Origin of the sequence: Paenibacillus soyae, assembly GCF_024623455.1 — a bacterium.
Taxonomy (GTDB): Bacteria; Bacillota; Bacilli; order Paenibacillales; family Paenibacillaceae; genus Pristimantibacillus; species Pristimantibacillus soyae.
The window spans coordinates 38,599-57,669 of sequence record NZ_JANIPJ010000020.1 but is presented as its reverse complement, the minus strand read 5'-3'; the positions used below and the strand labels follow the sequence as shown (position 1 = coordinate 57,669).

Annotated in this window: 12 protein-coding genes; 11 read left to right on the top strand and 1 reads right to left on the bottom strand. The window is 53.5% G+C overall.

Translation table 11 applies throughout. The annotated features are described in order from the left end of the window. Window positions 1-47: 47 nt before the first annotated feature. The 11 genes from NQZ67_RS23335 (at window position 48) to NQZ67_RS23285 (ending at window position 17,706) form a co-directional block, all read left to right on the top strand. Window positions 48-590 carry a ribonuclease FAU-1 family protein gene (locus NQZ67_RS23335; RefSeq protein ID WP_257450681.1) on the top strand — a complete coding sequence of 181 codons (543 nt, stop codon included), beginning with the start codon at window positions 48-50 and terminating at the stop codon, window positions 588-590. 172 nt (window positions 591-762) lie between these two features. Then, entirely contained in the window at window positions 763-2,619 is a 1,857-nt protein-coding gene (locus NQZ67_RS23330) for an ABC transporter ATP-binding protein (protein ID WP_257450776.1), read from the top strand. Continuing rightward, entirely contained in the window at window positions 2,600-4,426 is a 1,827-nt protein-coding gene (locus tag NQZ67_RS23325; RefSeq protein ID WP_257450680.1) for an ABC transporter ATP-binding protein, read from the top strand. Before NQZ67_RS23330 ends, NQZ67_RS23325 begins: the two co-directional genes overlap by 20 nt. Window positions 4,427-4,649: 223 nt before the next feature. Then, window positions 4,650-6,350 carry an extracellular solute-binding protein gene (locus NQZ67_RS23320; protein WP_371825352.1) on the top strand — a complete coding sequence of 567 codons (1,701 nt, stop codon included), beginning with the start codon at window positions 4,650-4,652 and terminating at the stop codon, window positions 6,348-6,350. A gap of 81 nt (window positions 6,351-6,431) precedes the next feature. After that, window positions 6,432-7,331: an ABC transporter permease gene (locus NQZ67_RS23315; RefSeq protein ID WP_257450674.1), complete on the top strand. Its 900-nt coding sequence runs from the start codon at window positions 6,432-6,434 to the stop codon at window positions 7,329-7,331. 11 nt (window positions 7,332-7,342) lie between these two features. Next, a complete protein-coding gene (locus NQZ67_RS23310; RefSeq protein WP_257450672.1) occupies window positions 7,343-8,248 on the top strand; it encodes a carbohydrate ABC transporter permease in 906 nt (301 codons plus the stop codon). 78 nt (window positions 8,249-8,326) lie between these two features. Continuing rightward, window positions 8,327-10,090 (top strand): sensor histidine kinase, encoded by a 1,764-nt coding sequence (locus NQZ67_RS23305; RefSeq protein ID WP_257450670.1) that lies wholly within the window; start codon window positions 8,327-8,329, stop codon window positions 10,088-10,090. Continuing rightward, window positions 10,068-11,708 carry a response regulator transcription factor gene (locus NQZ67_RS23300; RefSeq protein WP_257450668.1) on the top strand — a complete coding sequence of 547 codons (1,641 nt, stop codon included), beginning with the start codon at window positions 10,068-10,070 and terminating at the stop codon, window positions 11,706-11,708. The genes NQZ67_RS23305 and NQZ67_RS23300 overlap by 23 nt, the downstream gene beginning before the upstream one ends. Window positions 11,709-11,782: 74 nt before the next feature. Continuing rightward, window positions 11,783-13,321, top strand: coding sequence for a carboxylesterase/lipase family protein (locus NQZ67_RS23295; protein WP_257450773.1), 1,539 nt, complete (start codon window positions 11,783-11,785; stop codon window positions 13,319-13,321). Window positions 13,322-13,545: 224 nt separating this feature from the next. Then, window positions 13,546-15,378, top strand: a complete 1,833-nt coding sequence (locus NQZ67_RS23290; protein ID WP_257450666.1) for a family 43 glycosylhydrolase — start codon at window positions 13,546-13,548, stop codon at window positions 15,376-15,378. A gap of 6 nt (window positions 15,379-15,384) precedes the next feature. Continuing rightward, the gene (locus NQZ67_RS23285) at window positions 15,385-17,706 is read left to right on the top strand and encodes a glycoside hydrolase family 95 protein (RefSeq protein WP_257450665.1); all 2,322 of its coding nucleotides are present in this window, start codon (window positions 15,385-15,387) and stop codon (window positions 17,704-17,706) included. Window positions 17,707-17,836: 130 nt separating this feature from the next. Here the strand turns inward: NQZ67_RS23285 and NQZ67_RS23280 are convergent, their stop codons facing one another. Further along, window positions 17,837-19,048: an SGNH/GDSL hydrolase family protein gene (locus NQZ67_RS23280; RefSeq protein WP_306813036.1), complete on the bottom strand. Its 1,212-nt coding sequence runs from the start codon at window positions 19,046-19,048 to the stop codon at window positions 17,837-17,839. Between the last annotated feature and the right edge of the window lie 23 nt (window positions 19,049-19,071).

The following is a 19,071-nucleotide window of genomic DNA, read 5'->3' as shown; positions in this document are numbered from 1 at the left end:
TGCTATCATTCCCGGGATGAATGGAAAAAGGAAGGGAGTGGGCAGGTGTGCTGAAAAGAAAGTTCGGAAACAGGGCGGACTGGAAGCGTGTGTTAAATCGAGAATACGCTCAAGCTTTCGTTGAATCAAGTAACTTCACAGGCTATATTACCTTACTTAAGATTCACAAGGTTGAGAATCCGCTTTACGTTGAATATCACGGAGAGAAAATCTGCATTGCCGACGATGGCTATCAGTGGCTTCAACAATTTCCTTACAATTGCAACCATTCGGTAACTACCATGTTCGACTCGCAAGGACGTATCATTCAATGGTATATCGATATTTCCGCCCAAAATGGAGTTGACGACAATCAGATACCATGGATGGACGATCTTTATTTGGATCTCATTGTTCTGCCAACTGGCGAGCTGGTTGAAAAGGACTCAGGCGAACTGGAAGATGCGTTCAGAAGCGGTGTCATTAATAAAGAGCTGTTTGATATGGCATGGGAAGAGTTCAGAAGAGTAAGGGGGCAGATTGAACGCGTGCAGTTCCCCTTATTGAAGCTTTCAGTTGATCATAGACAAATTTTGCTGCAACGATTGTGACAAAAGGTTTCGGACTTCATGAAAGGCCATCCATTACGGATGGCCTTAAATCGTGCCTATATGCTGATCTTTAACTAGAATTTGCAGGGTTGTTTTCCAATTTTACCTATAGTACATTTTGAAATACTTAATATGAATGCTCTTTAGAGAGGAAGGAATAACATTGGGGAAGGTGCGCGACATTTATCGCAATGCCACAGCCAACATCGCCAACAACTTTTTTGTGTTCCGATTGGCGTGGAGCATGCATCCGCAGAGGGTGATTGCCGATTTTGTCATTCAAGCCGGCCGGCAGTTTTCGAATGTATTTTTTGCCGTTTATTTCATGAAATATTTGATCGAGTCCATCTCGAACCAGAGGGACTTTCAGCAAATTCTTTATTTTATCATCATGACCCTGGCGATGCTGCTCGCATTAAGTCTATTGGACAATTGGTATATGCATCGTTTCAGGCCATTAAGCGACATCAGGCTATATGAGAAGTTGTATCTGCTTTTGTTCCGAAAGGCTGCGTCCGTTGAATTGAAATGCTTTGAGGATCATGAGTTTTATAACAAATATACAAAGGCTATTCAAGAAGCCGACCAAAGAATAAGTGCCGTTCTTGACAACCTCTCCAGAATTATTTTCTCCTCGCTCGCGGCCATCAGTATATTTACCGTGATGTATTCCATTGATCCATGGGTTTTATTGTTTGCATTTCTTCCGATTATTGGGAATTTTTATTTCGGGAAGAAGCTTAACGGGCTGCAGTTTCACCAGAATGAAGAATCGATACCCTACCGCAGGAAAATGGATTACGTGAACCGGGTCATCTACCTCTCCAACTATGCCAAGGAAATTCGGTTGTCGCGAATTTTTTCTGTGTTGAGGGACACTTACAAGGAAGGCTATGAAGGCGTCGTTTCCGTTATTCATAAGTATCGGGTGAGAGCCGGCGTCATTAGTTTTTTTAAGTTGTTTTTGACTTTTACGCTAATATTCCAGGGTGTCCTCCTGTATGGTGCTTATCTTGCCATGGTTAAACAGTCCATTCCGATCAGTTCTTTTATCGTGCTCGGGACGGCTATGGTAAGCGGCGCATGGGCGCTCATTCGATTGTCGGACAGCATTGTCGAGGTCAACAAGAATGGCATCTACATTGAAAACCTCAAAGGGTTTTTAAGCTACGATTCGGAGATCGAAGAGAATGCCGCATCCGATAGGCCGTGCACGCCGCCGCTGCAGCACATCGCATTTCGGCAGCTTCACTTTACTTATGACGGGGCGAAGACGGCTTCTCTTCAAGACATAACGTTAGAAGTCCATAAAAATGAAAAAATTGCATTGGTCGGTCACAATGGAGCGGGTAAATCAACATTAATCAAGCTCATGATGCGGTTATACGATCCTACTAAGGGAGAAATCGTGCTGAATGGCCGCAATATCAAAGCATTTGATCTTGCGTCCTATCGTTCCTTATTCGGAACCGTATTCCAGGACTTCAAAATCTTCTCCATGACGATTGCGGAAAATGTGCTGATGCGCGAGGTGGAGAATGACGCAGACCGCCAGCTCGTCATTGAATCGCTGAAGAAAAGCAAAGTTTATGATAAGGTGGCGGCCTTGCCTAATGGAATCGATACGATCCTAACGAAAGAGTTCGACGATGAGGGGGTCGTGCTCTCAGGCGGCGAATATCAGAAGATCGCGATTGCGCGGATGTTTGCCCGGCCGGCGGAAATTCTTATTCTCGATGAACCTACCAGCGCATTAGATCCGATCGCCGAATACGAAATATTCGAAAGCATGCTCGAGGCATGCAAGGATAAGGCGGTCGTCATTATCTCACATCGGATGTCATCGGCAATGCTGGCCGATCGGATTTATTATATGGAGGATGGCATGATTCGCGAAGCGGGCTCCCATCAGGAATTGATGCAATCGAAAGGGAAATATGCGGAGCTGTTTCTTAAGCAGGCTGAAAAGTATGTGGATCAAGAGGAATTGTCGGAGGCGGTGAAGCCATATGAAGTCCAGCAAACATAGCTTTACGAGGGTCCTTCAAAACAACTGGTTTATTTTGAAATACGGCCTGCGATATTCCCGCAAATACATCATCTTTGCATGCCTATATGCGTGTTTGCAGGAAATCGAGATTTTTTTGGAGCACTTCATTCTTATTAAGTTTGTATTCGACAGCGTGCAATACGGAGCTTCCTTCACGACGGTGGCTTTCTATATTGGACTTATGGTCTTGTTTATCGCCATGTGTTTTATTCTGGACAGCATCTATTTTCAGAGCGTCGAGCCGAAGGGAAAGGAGTTGCTTTATCGTCAGATCAGAATGGAGCTATACGAGAAAGCGATAAAGACGGATTTGGCCAATTATGACGATCCCGCCTATTACAACGATTACGTATGGAGCGCGAATGATGCGCATCAACGAATCGACGCAACGATAAACAATATCCAAAAAATATGCAGGGCCTTCACCGTAATCGTAACTTCCGTCAGCTTTTTCTTATTCGTGGATCAAATCGGTCTGTTATTTGTTCTTGTCTCCTTCCTTTCGACTTTGCTCGTAAGCATGATGGCCAATAAGATCAGATACAAGATGAAAGTAGAGCTTAATGAAAAGGATCGTAAGCGAATCTATTTGAAACGACTGTTCTACTTAGCCGATTACGCCAAGGAGATGCGTCTGTATTCCATTAAGGAGCGGTTCTTCAAAGATTTCTCAATTATCAATCAAGACATGCAGGGGATCGTTCGAAAGCATTCAAAAAAACAGTTTTGGCTAAACTTTTCATCGGACTATTTCTTTAATGAGTTGATATTAGGCGGGTTGTATGTCATCTATATCGTCTTTATGACATTAGTGAAAGGAACGCTAAGTTATGGCAGCGCAATAACGCTGCTCAATTCATCATGGCGCCTCAAAGGTAATATGCAATATTTGACGGCGCTTATCAGCGAGATGCAAGAGAACAGCTTGTATATCGAGAAGCTAAGAAGCTTTCTGGAACAAGAGAATGCGCTGAAAGAAGCCGCCGATGCGGCAGAGATGCCCGATCGCTTCGACGAGCTGAAGCTGAGCCGTGTATCCTTCCAATACGGGACAACCGGTCCGCGAATTCTTCATGATGTTGACTTGAGTATTCGTCCGGGAGAAAAAATTGCGATCGTTGGCTATAACGGTGCGGGAAAAACCACATTGACGAAGCTGATTATGCGTCTATATGACGCGAGCGAGGGTGAAATTCGACTTAACGGAACTCCCATTAACCAGTTCAAGATAGATGATTATCGTATGAAGTTCAGCTCCGTGTTCCAAGATCATCAATTGTTCGCGGCTACATTATCCGAGAATGTCGTCATGGATAAACGGGCCTCAGGAGACGCCGGCAATGTAAGGGAAGCGCTTAAGAAAAGCGGTTTTGGCGATAAGCTGATGAGCTTGCGCCTGGGGGAGGATACCGCAGTTACCCGGGAGTTCGACGAGTCGGGCATTGAGCTATCGGGCGGTGAAGCGCAGAAGGTGGCAATCTCTCGGGTATTCGCCAAGCCTACCCTTCTCATTCTATTAGATGAGCCTTCCAGCGCCCTGGATCCGATGAGCGAATATCATTTGAATCGGGTTATGCTCGAGGAGGCGGAAGACCGGCCGATTATCTTCATCTCCCATCGGCTCTCCACCACCAAGATGGTGGACCGAATCTATATGATGGAGAATGGCGCCATTATTGAACAAGGATCCCACGATGAACTGATGAAGCTTAATGGCAAATACGCTCATATGTTCAATCTGCAAGCCTCCAGGTACCGAGTGGTTGTTGGGGAACGATTGGCTTGACTCCAAGGCGGAAATACAGTCGCGCATAAAAGAAGAAACGCAAAATATAAAACGCTTACAAAAAGGTGGTTTTCAGTTAAAAAAGTAAAGAGATGAACATTGTTGAGCACAGCGCCTGATTTCTATAATGAAAGCATAGACATTCGCATGCGGCATTGTCTCAAATAGGATCGATGGGGGCGAAACAATGAGAGGTTCCGGCAAAAAACGATTGGCGAAGTCGATGGTGCTGCTCGTGGCGAGTTTAATGGCGTTGACTGCCTGCACCGGCGGTAATGAGGGCGGGAACGTGAACTCGCCGGCAGGTCAAGAAGAGAACAGCGGCAATGCGGGAACGAATGAAGGCAAAGGCTCTGCGTCGGACGGCCCTCTTGGGAAGTACGATCCTCCAATCGAGGTGACGACCGCCCGCAACTTAAGCGACGTCGTGGAGAACAACGTACTTGGCGTCCTTGAAGGCGAGACGTTCGAGGACAACCGCTGGACCCGCATCTACGAGGAGCAGCTTGGAATCAAAATCAAGAATGAGTGGGTCGTGAAGGGCAATCCGGATTCCGATCAATATGTGCAGAAGATGAACGTCACTCTCGCATCGGGCGAGCTGCCCGATTTCCTCGCGGTGAATGCCGTCCAATTGAAGCAGCTTGCCGAGTCGGACTTAATAGAAGACATGACGGATCTGTACGAGAAATACGCCTCTCCGCTCACGAAGGACATTCTGTCGCAGGAAGGCAGCGGCCCGTTCGACGCGGCTACGTTCGACGGCAGACTGATGGCGATTCCGCAAGTCGAGCCTTCGATCGAACGCTCTATGTTTATCTGGATCCGCACGGACTGGCTCGACAAGCTCGGCCTGCAGCCGCCGAAGACGATGGCGGACGTGCTCGCCGTATCGAAAGCGTTTACCGATGGAGACCCGGACGGCAACGGCAAGCCGGATACGTTCGGGCTTGGCGTGACGAAGGATTTGTGGGGCGGAGCCAACGGGCTGGAAGGTTTTATGGCGGGCTTCAAGGCCTATCCGAATTTATGGCTGGAAGACGAATCGGGCAAGCTCGTGTTCGGCAGCATACAGCCGGAGGTCAAGAAAGCGCTTCAGGCTCTGCAGGACATGTTCAAAAGCGGTCAAATCGATAAGGAGTTCGGCATCAAAGACGGCGGGAAAGTAGCGGAAGATATTACCGCAGGCAAGGTCGGCATGGAGTACGGCGAGCAATGGAATTCCATATGGCCTCTTCAGTTAAACAAGAATAACGATCCGAACGCGCAATGGCGGGCATTCCCGATCGTATCGGAGAACGGCGATCCCGCGATGGTTCCGCAGAAGTTCAGCACGACGAAGTTTTTTGTCGTACGCAAGGGCGTCGAGCATCCCGAGGCTGTGATCAAGCTGTTCAATTTGCACCTTGAGAAAAACTGGGGGGAAACGGCCGAATTCGACGTGTACTACGCGCCGCCGGAAGCGGAGAGCGTATGGCAGTTGTCGCCGGTGCAGCCGGCGCCTCCGAAGAAGAACGTGACGGCTTATCGCGAAATCGACGCCGCGCGCAAAGCGGGCGACTTCTCCACGCTGAAGGGCGAAGCCAAGACCATTCAGGAGAAGATCGACCTCTTCAACAGCGGTTCCGAAGAAGGGTTCGCGGTCTGGGGGTGGGAGCGCATCTACGGGCCGGAAGGCTCGATGGGCATTACCGATCAATACGATAAGAACAATCAGTTCCTGATCGACAAGTTCGTTGCTGCTCCGACGCCGACGATGGTCGAGCGGAAGTCGACGCTCGAGAAGCTGCAGGACGAGACATTCGTCAAGATCATACTCGGCGAGCCGATCGATGCCTTCGACAAATTCGTTGACGACTGGAAGAAGCTGGGCGGCGATCAAATGACGCAAGAAGCCAATGATTGGTACGCGACGACAAAGTAGCGGCTGGCAGGGGTGAGGGCGCTTACGGCGTTTTCATCCCTTGTTTTTTGGCAGAAGGATTTCGGAGAGGAGATTGACGTAATGAACGGAAAGTGGCGAAGGGAGCTCCCGCTGCACTTCATGATCTTGCCCGGATTGTTGTTCGTGGCGATTTTCTCGTATGTTCCCATGGCTGGCATCGTGATCGCCTTTCAGAAGTTCATACCCGCGAAGGGACTGTTCGGCGATCAGAAGTGGATCGGCTGGGACAACTTTAATTACGTGATGGACTTACCCAGCTTCGCTCAAGTATTCTGGAACACGCTTTCGATTGCCAGCATGAAGCTGGTGCTCGGATTGATCGTGCCGATCGTGTTCGCGATCCTATTGAACGAATTGAAGAACGAGCTGGTCAAGCGCTCCATTCAGACGGCTATCTATCTGCCCTATTTCCTGTCATGGGTCGTACTCGGCGGCATTCTCATCGACCTGCTGTCTCCGTCGGGGGGGATCGTCAACGGACTTTTAACCTCGCTCGGCATGAAGCCGGTCTTCTTCCTGGGCGACAATGATTGGTTTCCGGTCACGTTGGTCTCATCGGATATTTGGAAAAATTTCGGGTACGGAACCATCGTTTATTTGGCTGCCATTACGGGAATCGATCCGGGTTTATACGAAGCGGCCACGATCGACGGCGCGAACCGGTGGAAGAAGGCATGGCATATCACGCTGCCCGGCATGCGGATGGTCATCGTGCTGCTCTCCGTGCTTAGCTTGGGGCAATTGCTGAACGCCGGGTTCGATCAAGTATTTAACCTGTATAGCCCGCAAGTATACGAGAGCGGCGATATATTGGATACGTTCGTATACCGGATCGGTCTGCTCGATGCTCAGTACGGCGTGGCCACGGCGGTCGGTTTCTTCAAGTCCATCGTATCCTTCGTGCTGATCGCGGGTTCTTATTTCTTCGCTTATCGAATCGCCAGATACAGAATTTTCTAGGAGGGACCTCCATGACGACTAAACCGGCTGCGGCAGCCCGGTCATCCCGTAAGCCATTCGACTGGTTCGCTGCTTTGAATACCGCCTTCCTCATCATTATCGCGTTGCTCTGCATATTGCCGCTTGTCCATATCGTGGCCGTATCGTTCAGCTCGAGCACCGCCGCGGCCGCCGGCTACGTGAAGCTGTGGCCGGTGGACTTCACGCTCGCGTCCTACGAATTCACTGCGGGCCGCGAGGGCTTCTGGACGTCGATGCTAACGTCGCTGAAAAGAATCGCGCTTGGAACCCCATTAAACCTGCTGCTGACGATATTGGTCGCGTACCCGCTCTCCAAGGAATCGAAGCAATTCCGCTTCCGCGTCTTCTATGCATGGATATTCTTCTTGACGATGCTGTTCAACGGGGGCCTTATTCCGTGGTACGTCACGATCAAGGAGCTGGGACTGCTGGATTCGATCTGGGCCCTTGTTCTTCCGGGCGCCGTTCCGGTATTCAGCATTGTCCTGCTGCTTAACTTCTTCCGGGAAGTGCCGAGGGAGCTGGAAGAAGCGGCCGTCATGGACGGCGCGACTCAATGGACGACGCTATGGCGAATCTACGTGCCGATCTCCATGCCGGCGATCGCGACGCTCGCGTTGTTCTCCATGGTCGAGAATTGGAACAGCTGGTTCGACGGGTTGATCCTGATGGGGGACCCCTCCAACTATCCGTTGCAGAGCTATATCCAGACGATTGTCATTCAACAGAACTTCACGGCAGTATCGCGCGAGGATATTATGAGCTTGGCTCAGATATCGGACCGAACGCTGAGATCGTCGCAGATTTTTCTCGCTTCGCTGCCGATTCTTTCCGCGTATCCGTTCCTTCAGAAATATTTCGTGAAGGGAATCGTGCTCGGGAGCGTAAAGGGCTAGCAGATTAATAACGTAGCGGCGCAGGAACACGGCGTATAGTAGAGAATAGTAGAGAGAAAAAGTCCGGAGGATACTGCGATGAACACGCGCCGCGATTATTCTTTGCGTAATACGATTTTCCTGCGTCTGGTCGTCACGTTCGCGCTCATCATGCTGCCGATCGCGACGGTCGGCGTTTCTATCTATCAGTGGAGCATTCGGACGGCGAGCAATGATATCTCGAAGACAGCCGTCTCGCAAATATCGTTCTATCTGAACGATCTGGAGAACGAAATCGAACGAATGAAGCTGCTTCAATATGGGCTTCTTGAAGATACCGACTTGAACAAGCTGGCCATCACTTGGGAGTCGATGGGCGACATCGAACGCATGGAGAGCATCACGGCGGTGCTGAACCGTGCCTTCACGCTGCAGAACAGCAGTAATTATATTCGGGATGTGAGCGTTCACGTAAAGCCGATTGGCAAAACGCTGTCGTCTCTAAGCGGAGCGGGCGACTTCGAGGCCGAACGGTTCGAAGCGCTTCGTACCGCCTCCGACGGCCGGGGGACGAAACCTATCGAGAGAGCTGGCAATTTATATTTAAGCGCGGCAAAACCCAACGGCTTGAAGGAGAAGACCCCGTTATTCATTATCGAAATCGAGCTCGACAGCCATAAGCTTAGGCAGGCGCTTCAGCAATTCAACACTTACCCGGGAAGCGGCTCGATCATGAAGGCGAGGCACTCCGGCTTCCTGATCGGCAGCGGTATAGTACGCACGCTGGACGAGGAGGCGCAAAATAAGCTCTCTCTCATAGCAAGCGGAAGCTCCGGTACGATTACGCTCGAGGAGCAGAGCTACTTCGTCTCCCATGCCTACTCCGATAGGCTTGACCAGTCCATCTATCGGTTTATCCCGGAGCGGGTCGTCCGGAAGCCGCTCGATAAGTTCTACGCTCGGGCATGGCTCTTCGCGGCGGGAGCGTTAATCATTATGGCCGTATATGCTCTGTCCACGTATAAGTTCATTCACAAGCCCTTGCTCAAGCTGGTCAAGGGGTTCCGCCGCTTGGAGAGCGGCGATCTCGAGCAAGCCATAGCCCACGACGCGAACGACGAATTCCGTTACATCTACGAGCGGTTCAATCAGATGGTCGTCAATTTGCGGACGCTGATCGATCAGGTCTGGAGACAGAAGGTGCTTGCGCAGCGCGCCGAGCTGAAGCAGCTTCAGTCGCAGATCAATCCCCATTTCTTATATAACAGTTTTTTTATTATGAACACGATGGCCAAGACGGGAGATACGGAGCGAATTGAGATGTTCACGACGCTTCTCGGAGACTACTTTCAATTCGTGACCCGCAACGCGTCCGACGAAGTCACGCTGAAGCAAGAGGTGCACCACGCCAGAACGTATACCGAGATTCAAGAGCTGCGCTTCTATAAGCGAATCGAAGTATACTTCGAGGAACTGCCTGAACCATTCGAGCGGCTGAGCGTCCCGCGCCTAATCGTGCAGCCGATTATCGAGAATGCATTCGAGCACAGCTTGGAGAAGAAGGCGAGGAACGGGAGGATCGAGGTCCGCTTCGAACGAAGCGGCTCTTGGCTGTGCATCATTGTCGAAGATAACGGCGACAGCCTGTCCGACGATGTGCTCGCGGGCATCAAGCGCAAGCTCGACTCCGAGGGGGAGCTCGCGGAATCGACGGGTATTGTCAATATACACCGCCGGCTGCTCATTACTTGCGGCGAGGACAGTGGAATCCGCGTCTCGCGTGGAGAGCACGGCGGACTGAGGGCTACGATCCGGATACCGATTAAGGAGGGAACGGCAGATGCGGCGATTGCTGATCGTTGACGACGAGGCTATTATTACGGACGGTCTCGCGGAAATATTCGGAGGACTCGGCCTGCCGGGGCTCGAAATTTGCAAGGCCTATTCCGGCGGGGAGGCTCTCGACTGGTTGAACAGCACGCGCATCGACATCGTGCTGTCCGATATCCGCATGCCAGAGCTAGACGGGCTGGAGCTGCTGGAAGTCATTCGCCGCGGTTGGCCTCGTTGCCGAGTCATCTTCCTAACGGGGTATAACGACTTTGACTCCGTCTATAAGGCCATTCAGGCGTGGGGCGTACGATATTTGCTTAAGACGGAAGGCTACGCCAAAGTCATTGCAGAAGTGAAGGAGGTGCTCCGCGAGCTGGATGAAGGACATCGTACCGAGGTGCTTCTGCAGCAGGCCAGGGAACAGCGAAATACGCTCGAGACGCTGGCGCAGGGCAATTATTTCCGTCATTTGCTGTTAGGTACGGAAAACCGATCGCCGGAACGTTTGCTGGAGGACTTCCGCAAGCTGAATATTCCGCTGGAGCCGGCGAATCGGATTCTGCTCATCCTCGGAAGCTTGGTGCATGCCGCGCCATGCAGCTCCTATGCAGACCGGCAGGAAGCGGCGCTTGCGGCAAAGCTGTTAGGAGATGCTTATTTCCAGGAGAAAACGAATTGCGTCGGGCTCGTCGACCGTTATGGCGATTTGCTCTGGATGCTCCAGCCTGCTAGCGGAGCGGCGGGTGACGGGGATCCGTTCGAGGGCATTGTCCGATTTCTGGAAGGCACATTGGAGCTTGTCCAAGAGGCTTGTCTCGAATCGCTGGGCATGGAGACGGCGTTTACGATCTGCAGTACGCCGTTCACATGGGAAGCGTTGCCGAGCGCTTATGACAGGCTAAGACAGATGCAGCATCATAGAGCCGGCGATGGCTCCAGCATGGTGATGACTATACAGGCCAATCCGCTCGACATGACGGGGCAGTCGCAGGAAGGGCTGCGCGCGGAGAAGCTTGAGCCGCTCGCCGGACTGCTCGAAGCCGGCCGAAGAGATGAATTCCTGGAGTCGCTCAGCGATTTGTCAGAGTCAGTATTGAGCGACCCGGCATGCGAAGCGATACAAGTGATGGAGCTATACTATTCCGTCTCGCTGATGCTGTTATCCTATGTCAATCGAAGACAGCTGGGCGATCGGATTTCCGCAATCGAGCTTATGCGTTTCGAAGGGCATGTCTCTTGGCAGGAAGCATTCTTGTACTTGGCTCGTACGGCGGATCATCTATTCTCGCTCCGACGCACAGGCGAGAGTAGTCGAGCGAAGTCCGTGATCGAGGGGATATGCTCCTATGTGGAGGAGCATATCGCCGAGGACCTGTCGATCGTTCGTCTAGCTGCCAGATTTCACTTCAATCCGGCGTATTTGTCCCGATTATTCAAGCAGGGAAGCGGTCAGAACTTATCGGATTATATCGAGGAGGCTAGAATTCGCCAAGCCAAGAGGCTGCTTGTTTCAGGCGAGCGCCGGGTTCATGAGGTCGGCGCGCGGGTCGGCTACGAATCGCCGCATTCCTTTACCCGATTTTTCAAGAAAGCAACCGGCATGACACCGCAGGAGTTCCGCGAGTCCCATAGAGAAGCAGCGACATAAAAGGCGAATGAAACCATTGGAATGTGAGGAAAAGTTGGATCCGTTCTAGTATGAAAATAAGGAGGCCATACATGATGCTTAGGGTAACAAAGGTGGAGAACGGAATCGTTCAGGGGCTGCCGGCAGCCGATCCCCGAATTACCAGCTACAAGGGAATACCATTCGCCGCGCCGCCGGTTGGGGAAAACAGATGGCGTGCCCCGCAGCCGGCGAAAGACTGGGAGGGCGTGCTGAAAGCGCATGAATTCGCGCCGATCTCCATGCAGGTGAGACAAGAGCTGGACGACAACAACATCTATACCAGGGAATGGGCCGTCGAGCCCGATATTGCCATGGACGAGGATTGCTTATACTTGAATATCTGGACGCCAGCCAAGCATGTTGGCGAGAACCTGCCGGTCTACGTATGGTACTTCGGCGGAGGACTGCAAGTCGGTCATACGGCCGAGATGGAGTTTGACGGCGAACGGATCGCGCGGCGAGGTATCGTTGTCGTTACGATTAACTATCGCCTGAACGTATTCGGGTTCCTATGCCATCCGGAGATTACGGCGGAAGCGCCGGAAGCCCCCGCTAACTTCGGTCATCTTGACCAACAGGCGGCAACCAGATGGGTGAAGCGCAATATAGCCGCGTTCGGCGGCGATCCGAACAATATGACGATCGGCGGGCAGTCGGCCGGAGGCGGGAGCGTCATGAGTCAGCTCGCGTCCCCTCAGAATGAAGGCTTATTTCAAAAGGCGATCGTGCAAAGCGGTATCTTCACGAAGCTATACCCGGATCCCGGGATGCCGAAGTTTTGGAGCCGATTAGGAGATGCCGAACAGGAGGGCGTTACCTTTTTCGAATATCTCGGCGTCTCCTCTCTTGAGGAAGCTAGGCAGCTCGATGCGGTCTATCTCCGGGATAAGGCGGTGGAGTATAGAGGATTCTGGGGTACCGTCGAGGATGGGAAGTTTAACGTGGGCGTTCCGTTTGAGTTATTTCTGCAGCGTAAGTGCTGGAACGTGCCTGTTATGTTCGGCCATACGTCCTCCGAGTTCTTCAGCACTCCGAATGTCGATTCGCTCGACGAGCTCAAGAGGATGGCCGTGAATCTGTTCGGCGAGGACGCCGGTGCCTATCTGGAGCTGTGCAGCGCGGAGTCCGGCAGCATAGAGGAAGCTAAGAAGAAAGCGTCGGTAAGCGGCATCGAATACGCGATTCGCATTGCCGTGCAAGCAGGCGCGGATTCCGAAGCCGATGTGCCCCTATATTACTATCAGTTCGATGCCGAGATACCAGGCTGGGATCATCCCGGCACCTTCCACTCGGTGGATCTATGGTTTTTCTTCGAAACGCTTGCCAAGTGTTGGAGACCATTCGTGGGCAAGCATTACGATTTGGCGCGTCAGATGTGCAATTACTGGGCCAACTTCATCCGTACGGGTGACCCGAACGGACTGGATTCCACAGGGGAGGAGCTGCCGCGATGGGACCCGTGCACGCCCGAGGCGCCGTATGGAATGCTGTTTGCTGACCGGGCCGAATTTTCCAGAGAACAGCCGGGAGAGATGATGCGGTTTCTCTTGGAGCAGTATTTTAAGAAGCAGGAGCAAAGCCTTCTACGATAGCAATGATGGAGCAGTTCGCCGCCGCGGCAGCTGCTCCTTTTGTATGGGTTAGCCACTTCGCATGAATAAAATCGGGGGAGGCTGCATCGGGATTTCCCGAGAGGCCGTTTTTTGCTATTGTTTCACGGGTATTCTCATCGCTTCCGACAGGTAGCCTCGGTTTCCGGTCTAAGCTACCCTTAGGGGAAGCAACGAAGTCATGATTGGCGGGAAGGTGGGCGGGAATGACCATGAAATCCGAATTCGGCAAGGAACCCGGCTATGTGCTGTGTTATACGAGGGAACCGCAGGAGGATATGATCTATTCGGCGAGACTGGCGTACAGCATGCATCTTGCGCATAGCGAGGATGGGACAGCTTATAAGGCGCTTAATCACAATTCAGGCGTATTATTCGCGAAAGCGACGGATAACGAGAACGGCACCATGCATGCAAAAAGTCTGAAAAAGCCGTTTCTGTTCGCTATGGCGGATGGCTCATTCGGCGTGGTCGCGGTCAGGACGGAAGCTGACGGCGAGCCTGATAAGCAGAGTCAAGGGGCCATTCTATTCTTCGTGACCTCCGATCTGCTGCAGTATCGGGAAGTTGGACTTATCGACTTGAAGACCGACGCGTTCGTGCATGACGCAGCTTGCGAATATGATGCCGCGAGTGGTCATTACGTGATTCAATGGTGCGACGATAACGGCGATGGCTATCGGAATACGATTGCCGATCCGTTAGTTCTGGGGAGCGCTTCGGAGCCGGTACGCTCGCATTTCCCCGGCGTGCCGACTCTTGTAGCTGCGGATATCGAGGGCATCCAGCCGCGCAACGTCATTCAGGTTCCGAGGACACTTGCCGATAGACTCGTAAACAAGCTGACGGTGCCGACGAATGTCGCGATCGAAGTGCCGGAACGCGTCGTTGCGTCATCCCCGGAGGAGCTGAACAATTTGAAAGCGACAGCCATCTACAGCGACGGTACGTCTGCCGCCAAGAGCGTAGAATGGGACTTGGGTGCTGTGGATTGGAACAGGAAGGGAAACTACCGTGTCGCGGGAACGGTCGTTCAACCTGCCTATGAGTTCCCGATTGCGGCCAACCGCGCGGATCCCAACATCGCGAAGTGGAACGGCAACTATTATTTCATCGCAACGAATGATGCGGACGGCAATCATTCGTTTTATTTGCGCGAATCGGACACGATTCCAGGCTTGGTGGAGGCGGAGGAGCATCTCATTCTGGACACCAAGACATACGAACACATCAAGGGGCTCTTGTGGGCGCCTGAAATTCACGTCATCAACGATGAGCTCTATATTTTCCACGCGGCGACGACGGGCGAGTTCTTCTTCGAGGAGTGCCATGTCATGCAGCTGCGCAAAGGCGGCGATCCGACATGCGCGGCCGATTGGTCGGCGCCGCGGCGCGTCGTCAGAAGAGACGGTTCCGAGCTTTGCGAAGCCGGAAAGGTTATTTCTCTCGACATGACCGTTTTCCGAATAGACGGGGAGTATTATGCCGCATGGTCGGAAAGGCAGTTTGTACCGGTCGATCTCGGAGCATGGATCTACTTGGCCAAGCTGGATCCGAAGGAGCCATGGAGGCTGGCCGGCGATCCGATCCTCTTGACCAAGCCCGATTACGGCTGGGCGAACAACCATACCTTCGTAGATGAAGGTCCGTTCGCGCTGATTCAAAACAATAAGGTGTTTCTGACCTTCGCCAGCGCGGCGGTCGATGCCACATACGTCGTAGGCATGCTGACAGCCGACGCGGACGCGGATCTATTAAATCCGGAGAGCTGGATCAAAAGCAATTATCCGCTTCTGACTTCACGAAGCGTTCCGGGCGAATTCGGTCCCGGCCATAATTCGTACGTGACGGACGACGACGGACTCATCTGGAATGTGTATCATGCTAGACCTGGCGTCAAGGCGCCTCGCGGCACCGGCTTGCGGCGCGTGCATTTCGACATGGACGGATATCCGGTGCTGGGCTTGACTAGGGATAGAGATTTGAAGGCCGAACTGTCCAAGGTCGCAATCGACGTCGTGGTGAACGCGGGAGAATGAAGAGAAATGACCAAGGAGATGGTGTCCATGACGGATGCGTTGAAGCTATGGTATGACAAGCCGGCAGGCAACTGGAACGAGGCGCTGCCGATCGGCAACGGCCGAATGGGAGCCATGCTGTTCGGGAGGACCGCCTCGGAACGCATTCAATTAAACGAGGATTCGGTGTGGTCCGGAGGACCGATGGACCGGAACAATCCGAACGCGATGGAACAATTGCCCGAGATCCGGCGTTTGCTTGAGGAGGGACGTCTGGCCGAGGCGCAGCGGCTGGCCGCCATGGCCTTGTCCGGCTCGCCGGAGAGCCAGCGCCATTATGAGCCGCTGGGGGATCTGCAGCTGGAGTTCGGCCATGGGGAAGCGGAAATATCCGATTATCGACGCGAGCTTGACCTGGAGAATGCTACGTGTTCCGTCGGCTATACATGGAGAGGGATCCGCTATGAGCGGGAGCATGTCGCTAGCTATCCGAATAGCGTTATTGCCGTTAGGATCGCGGCGGATCGAAAGGGCGCGGTCTCATTCCGTCTGCGTTTCACACGAGGAGGACAGCGGTTTCTCGATCGGCTGCGGACGGAGTCGGACGGATTGCTGGTCATGAATACCGGAATTGGCGGCGCGGATGGTATTCAAGTTTGTTCAGTGGTCAGCGTTCAGACTAAAGAAGGATCGGTCACGAATATCGGAGAGTTTCTAATGGTCGATCAAGCGGATGAAGCGGTCATTCTCATCGCGGCAGGCACGACCTATCGGCACGCGGATCCGGAAGCGTCCTGCCGCGAGACGATTCGGACGGCACGGGAGAGTGGTTACTTGCAGCTGCGGGGGAACCATGTCGAGGACTACCGCCGTTTGTTCAGCCGCGTCTCCCTCTCCTTGGGAGATAAGGACGCGACTTGCTCCGATCGGCCAACGGACGCGCGGCTTGCCGCGCTCCGGGACGGAGCCGAAGATCCGGGCCTCGCGACGCTCTACTTCCAATTCGGCCGCTACTTGCTCATCGCGAGCAGCCGCCCCGGATCGCTGCCCGCCAACTTGCAGGGCATTTGGAACGAACATTTTACGCCGCCGTGGGACTCGAAATTTACAATCAACATTAATACGCAAATGAACTATTGGCCGGCGGAGAGCTGCGGCTTGTCCGAATGCCATGAGCCTCTGTTCGACCTGATCGAGCGGATGCGTCCGAACGGGCGGGAGACGGCGAAGCGAATGTACGGCTGCGGCGGATTCGTCGCCCATCACAATACCGACTTGTGGGGCGATACGGCGCCGCAGGATATTTGGATTCCGTCTACGGTGTGGCCGATGGGAGCGGCGTGGCTATGCCTTCATCTGTGGGAGCGCTATGCCTATACGCAAGATCGTGAGTTTCTGGCCAAGGCTTATGAAACGATGAAGGAGTCGGCCCTGTTCTTCTTGGACTTCCTGACGGAGACGGCAAGCGGAGAGCTCGTCACGACGCCTTCGGTATCGCCGGAGAATACGTACCGCCTGCCGGGCGGAGAGACAGGGGCGCTGTGCGCCGGTCCTTCGATGGACAGCCAAATTCTCGACCATCTGTTCGGCGCATGCATGGAAGCCTCGGAGCTGCTAGGGAGGGATGAAGCATTCCGTGAGCGGCTGGACGGAGCCAGATCGCGGCTTCCACAGCCGAAGATCGGGCGGCACGGCCAGCTGCAGGAGTGGATCGAGGACTACGAGGAAGCGGAGCCGGGCCACCGGCATATCTCGCACTTGTTCGCGCTGCATCCGGGATCGGGCATTACGCCGCGAAGCACGCCCGAGCTGGCCGCGGCGGCAAGGACTACGCTGACGAGACGACTCGCGCATGGCGGCGGTCATACCGGCTGGAGCCGGGCGTGGATCGTCAACATGTGGGCGCGGCTCCGCGACGGCGAAGAAGCCTATGGCAACTTCACGGCGTTGCTCAGCGATTCGACGCTGCCGAATTTGCTGGATAATCATCCTCCGTTCCAGATCGACGGCAACTTCGGCGGCACGGCCGGCATCGCGGAGATGCTGCTGCAGAGTCACGATAACGTGATCGATCTGCTTCCCGCGCTGCCCTCGGCTTGGCCGACCGGCTCCGTCAAGGGCTTGCGGGCGAGGGGCGGCTTCGAGGTGGATATCGAGTGGACGGACGGCGAGCTGCGGCAAGCGTTGGTTCGTTCGCATGTTGGAGTGCACTGCCGGATACGCGCGGAAGGACAGCTGCTGTCGGTAACAGCGGAAGCGGGAACGGAAGTGGAGATGGTTAGGGAAGGCGATGAGGTGGTCTTCGAGACGAATGCTGGGGATTCGTACAGGGTGACCGCTCGTCATTGATCGGACAATCTTACGTATTTGAAACAGCGACAGTAAAGGACGGGAACAATAAGTCCTTTACTGTCGCTGTTCGTGCTGGGGATACAGAAGGCCATAACTGAATGAGGAAGCTTATTTCTTGAAACTTCAATTACTCCACATAACCGAATCCCAGGATCGTAAAACGTTTCTCCTCGTGTCCGGCCTTCATCCGAATGTCCACCGTATGTTCTTCCGTTTGCTCCGACCGGTGCAGGAGAACGGCATGGCAGCGCGTCCACTTCACGGCGTGGGAATCCGCCGTACCCACAAGCTTCCCGTCGATCCGTATTTCGGCGCTTCCGTATTCGTCGCTGCCCGTGTTTTTGTAGACGAGGAGCAGACTCCTGCAGCGGATCGTCATCGCGAAGCCGGCGCTGCCGGAATCGCCCGTATGCATCCAATTGTTGGGGAATTGAGGGGTGCCGTGCGAATCGTCGTCCATCTCGGCATTTTGCAGCTCGAAGTCGGTCTGGCTGAAGCCTCCTTCCGCGATAGCGGCAATTTCCGTATCGCTTGCCCGATCCAATAATCGAACGTCGACGAAGTCATTCCCGATAACCGGCGGAAGATCGAGCGTGATATCCTCTTGATTCTCGTCGGATCGATCGGTCTCCTCGAACAGCCAACCGAGGCAATCGGCCATAATGGCATGTCCCGCATTCGTCGGATGATAGATATCGGCGAAAAATTGCTCCTTGGAAATGATGCCGCCTTCGTCGGGTGTCATCCGAAATTGCTCCGTTACCGCATCTTTAATGCTCACCATGGGAAGGCCGTAATGCGAGCCGACAGGGGCGAGCCGGTCCTGCAAATTCCAATCGCTTTCGAATACGCTGAACAGCAGGATGACGGCAGGCTTATTCGGCGCGGACAGCGCTTTCAGAACAAGGCTTTCGTAGCACGCGCCGTTCGTCTCGTCGTCCGCGTCGTTGACCGCGAATTCCACGATGACGATGTCCGGCTGCACCGCGCCGTCCCTTAGCACATCCCGCTCGTAGCGAATCATGCCGAGCTCGGAGGGAGTGCCGCCGACGCCCGCTTTAATGAAACGGATCGGACCGCCGCTTCTGCCGAATCGTGTCTTGAAGTCCGCATACGATCGGTAAGCGTAGCAGCCGGAAGGGAGGGGATTGGCTCCCGCGCCATGAGTGATGGAGCCGCCAATGTAAGCTAGCGTGACCTCTTCGCCTCTCTTGGCTTTCTCGATAGCGGCCTTCAATCTTTTGTTATTGCCTTTGCTCAGCAGCGACCTTGCGATCATCTCTTGGTAAGCCTTCGTTCGCGGCATGATTTGTTCGGATTGACTCTGCAGTTCGGTCATCGGAATGCTCCTCTCAACGAATA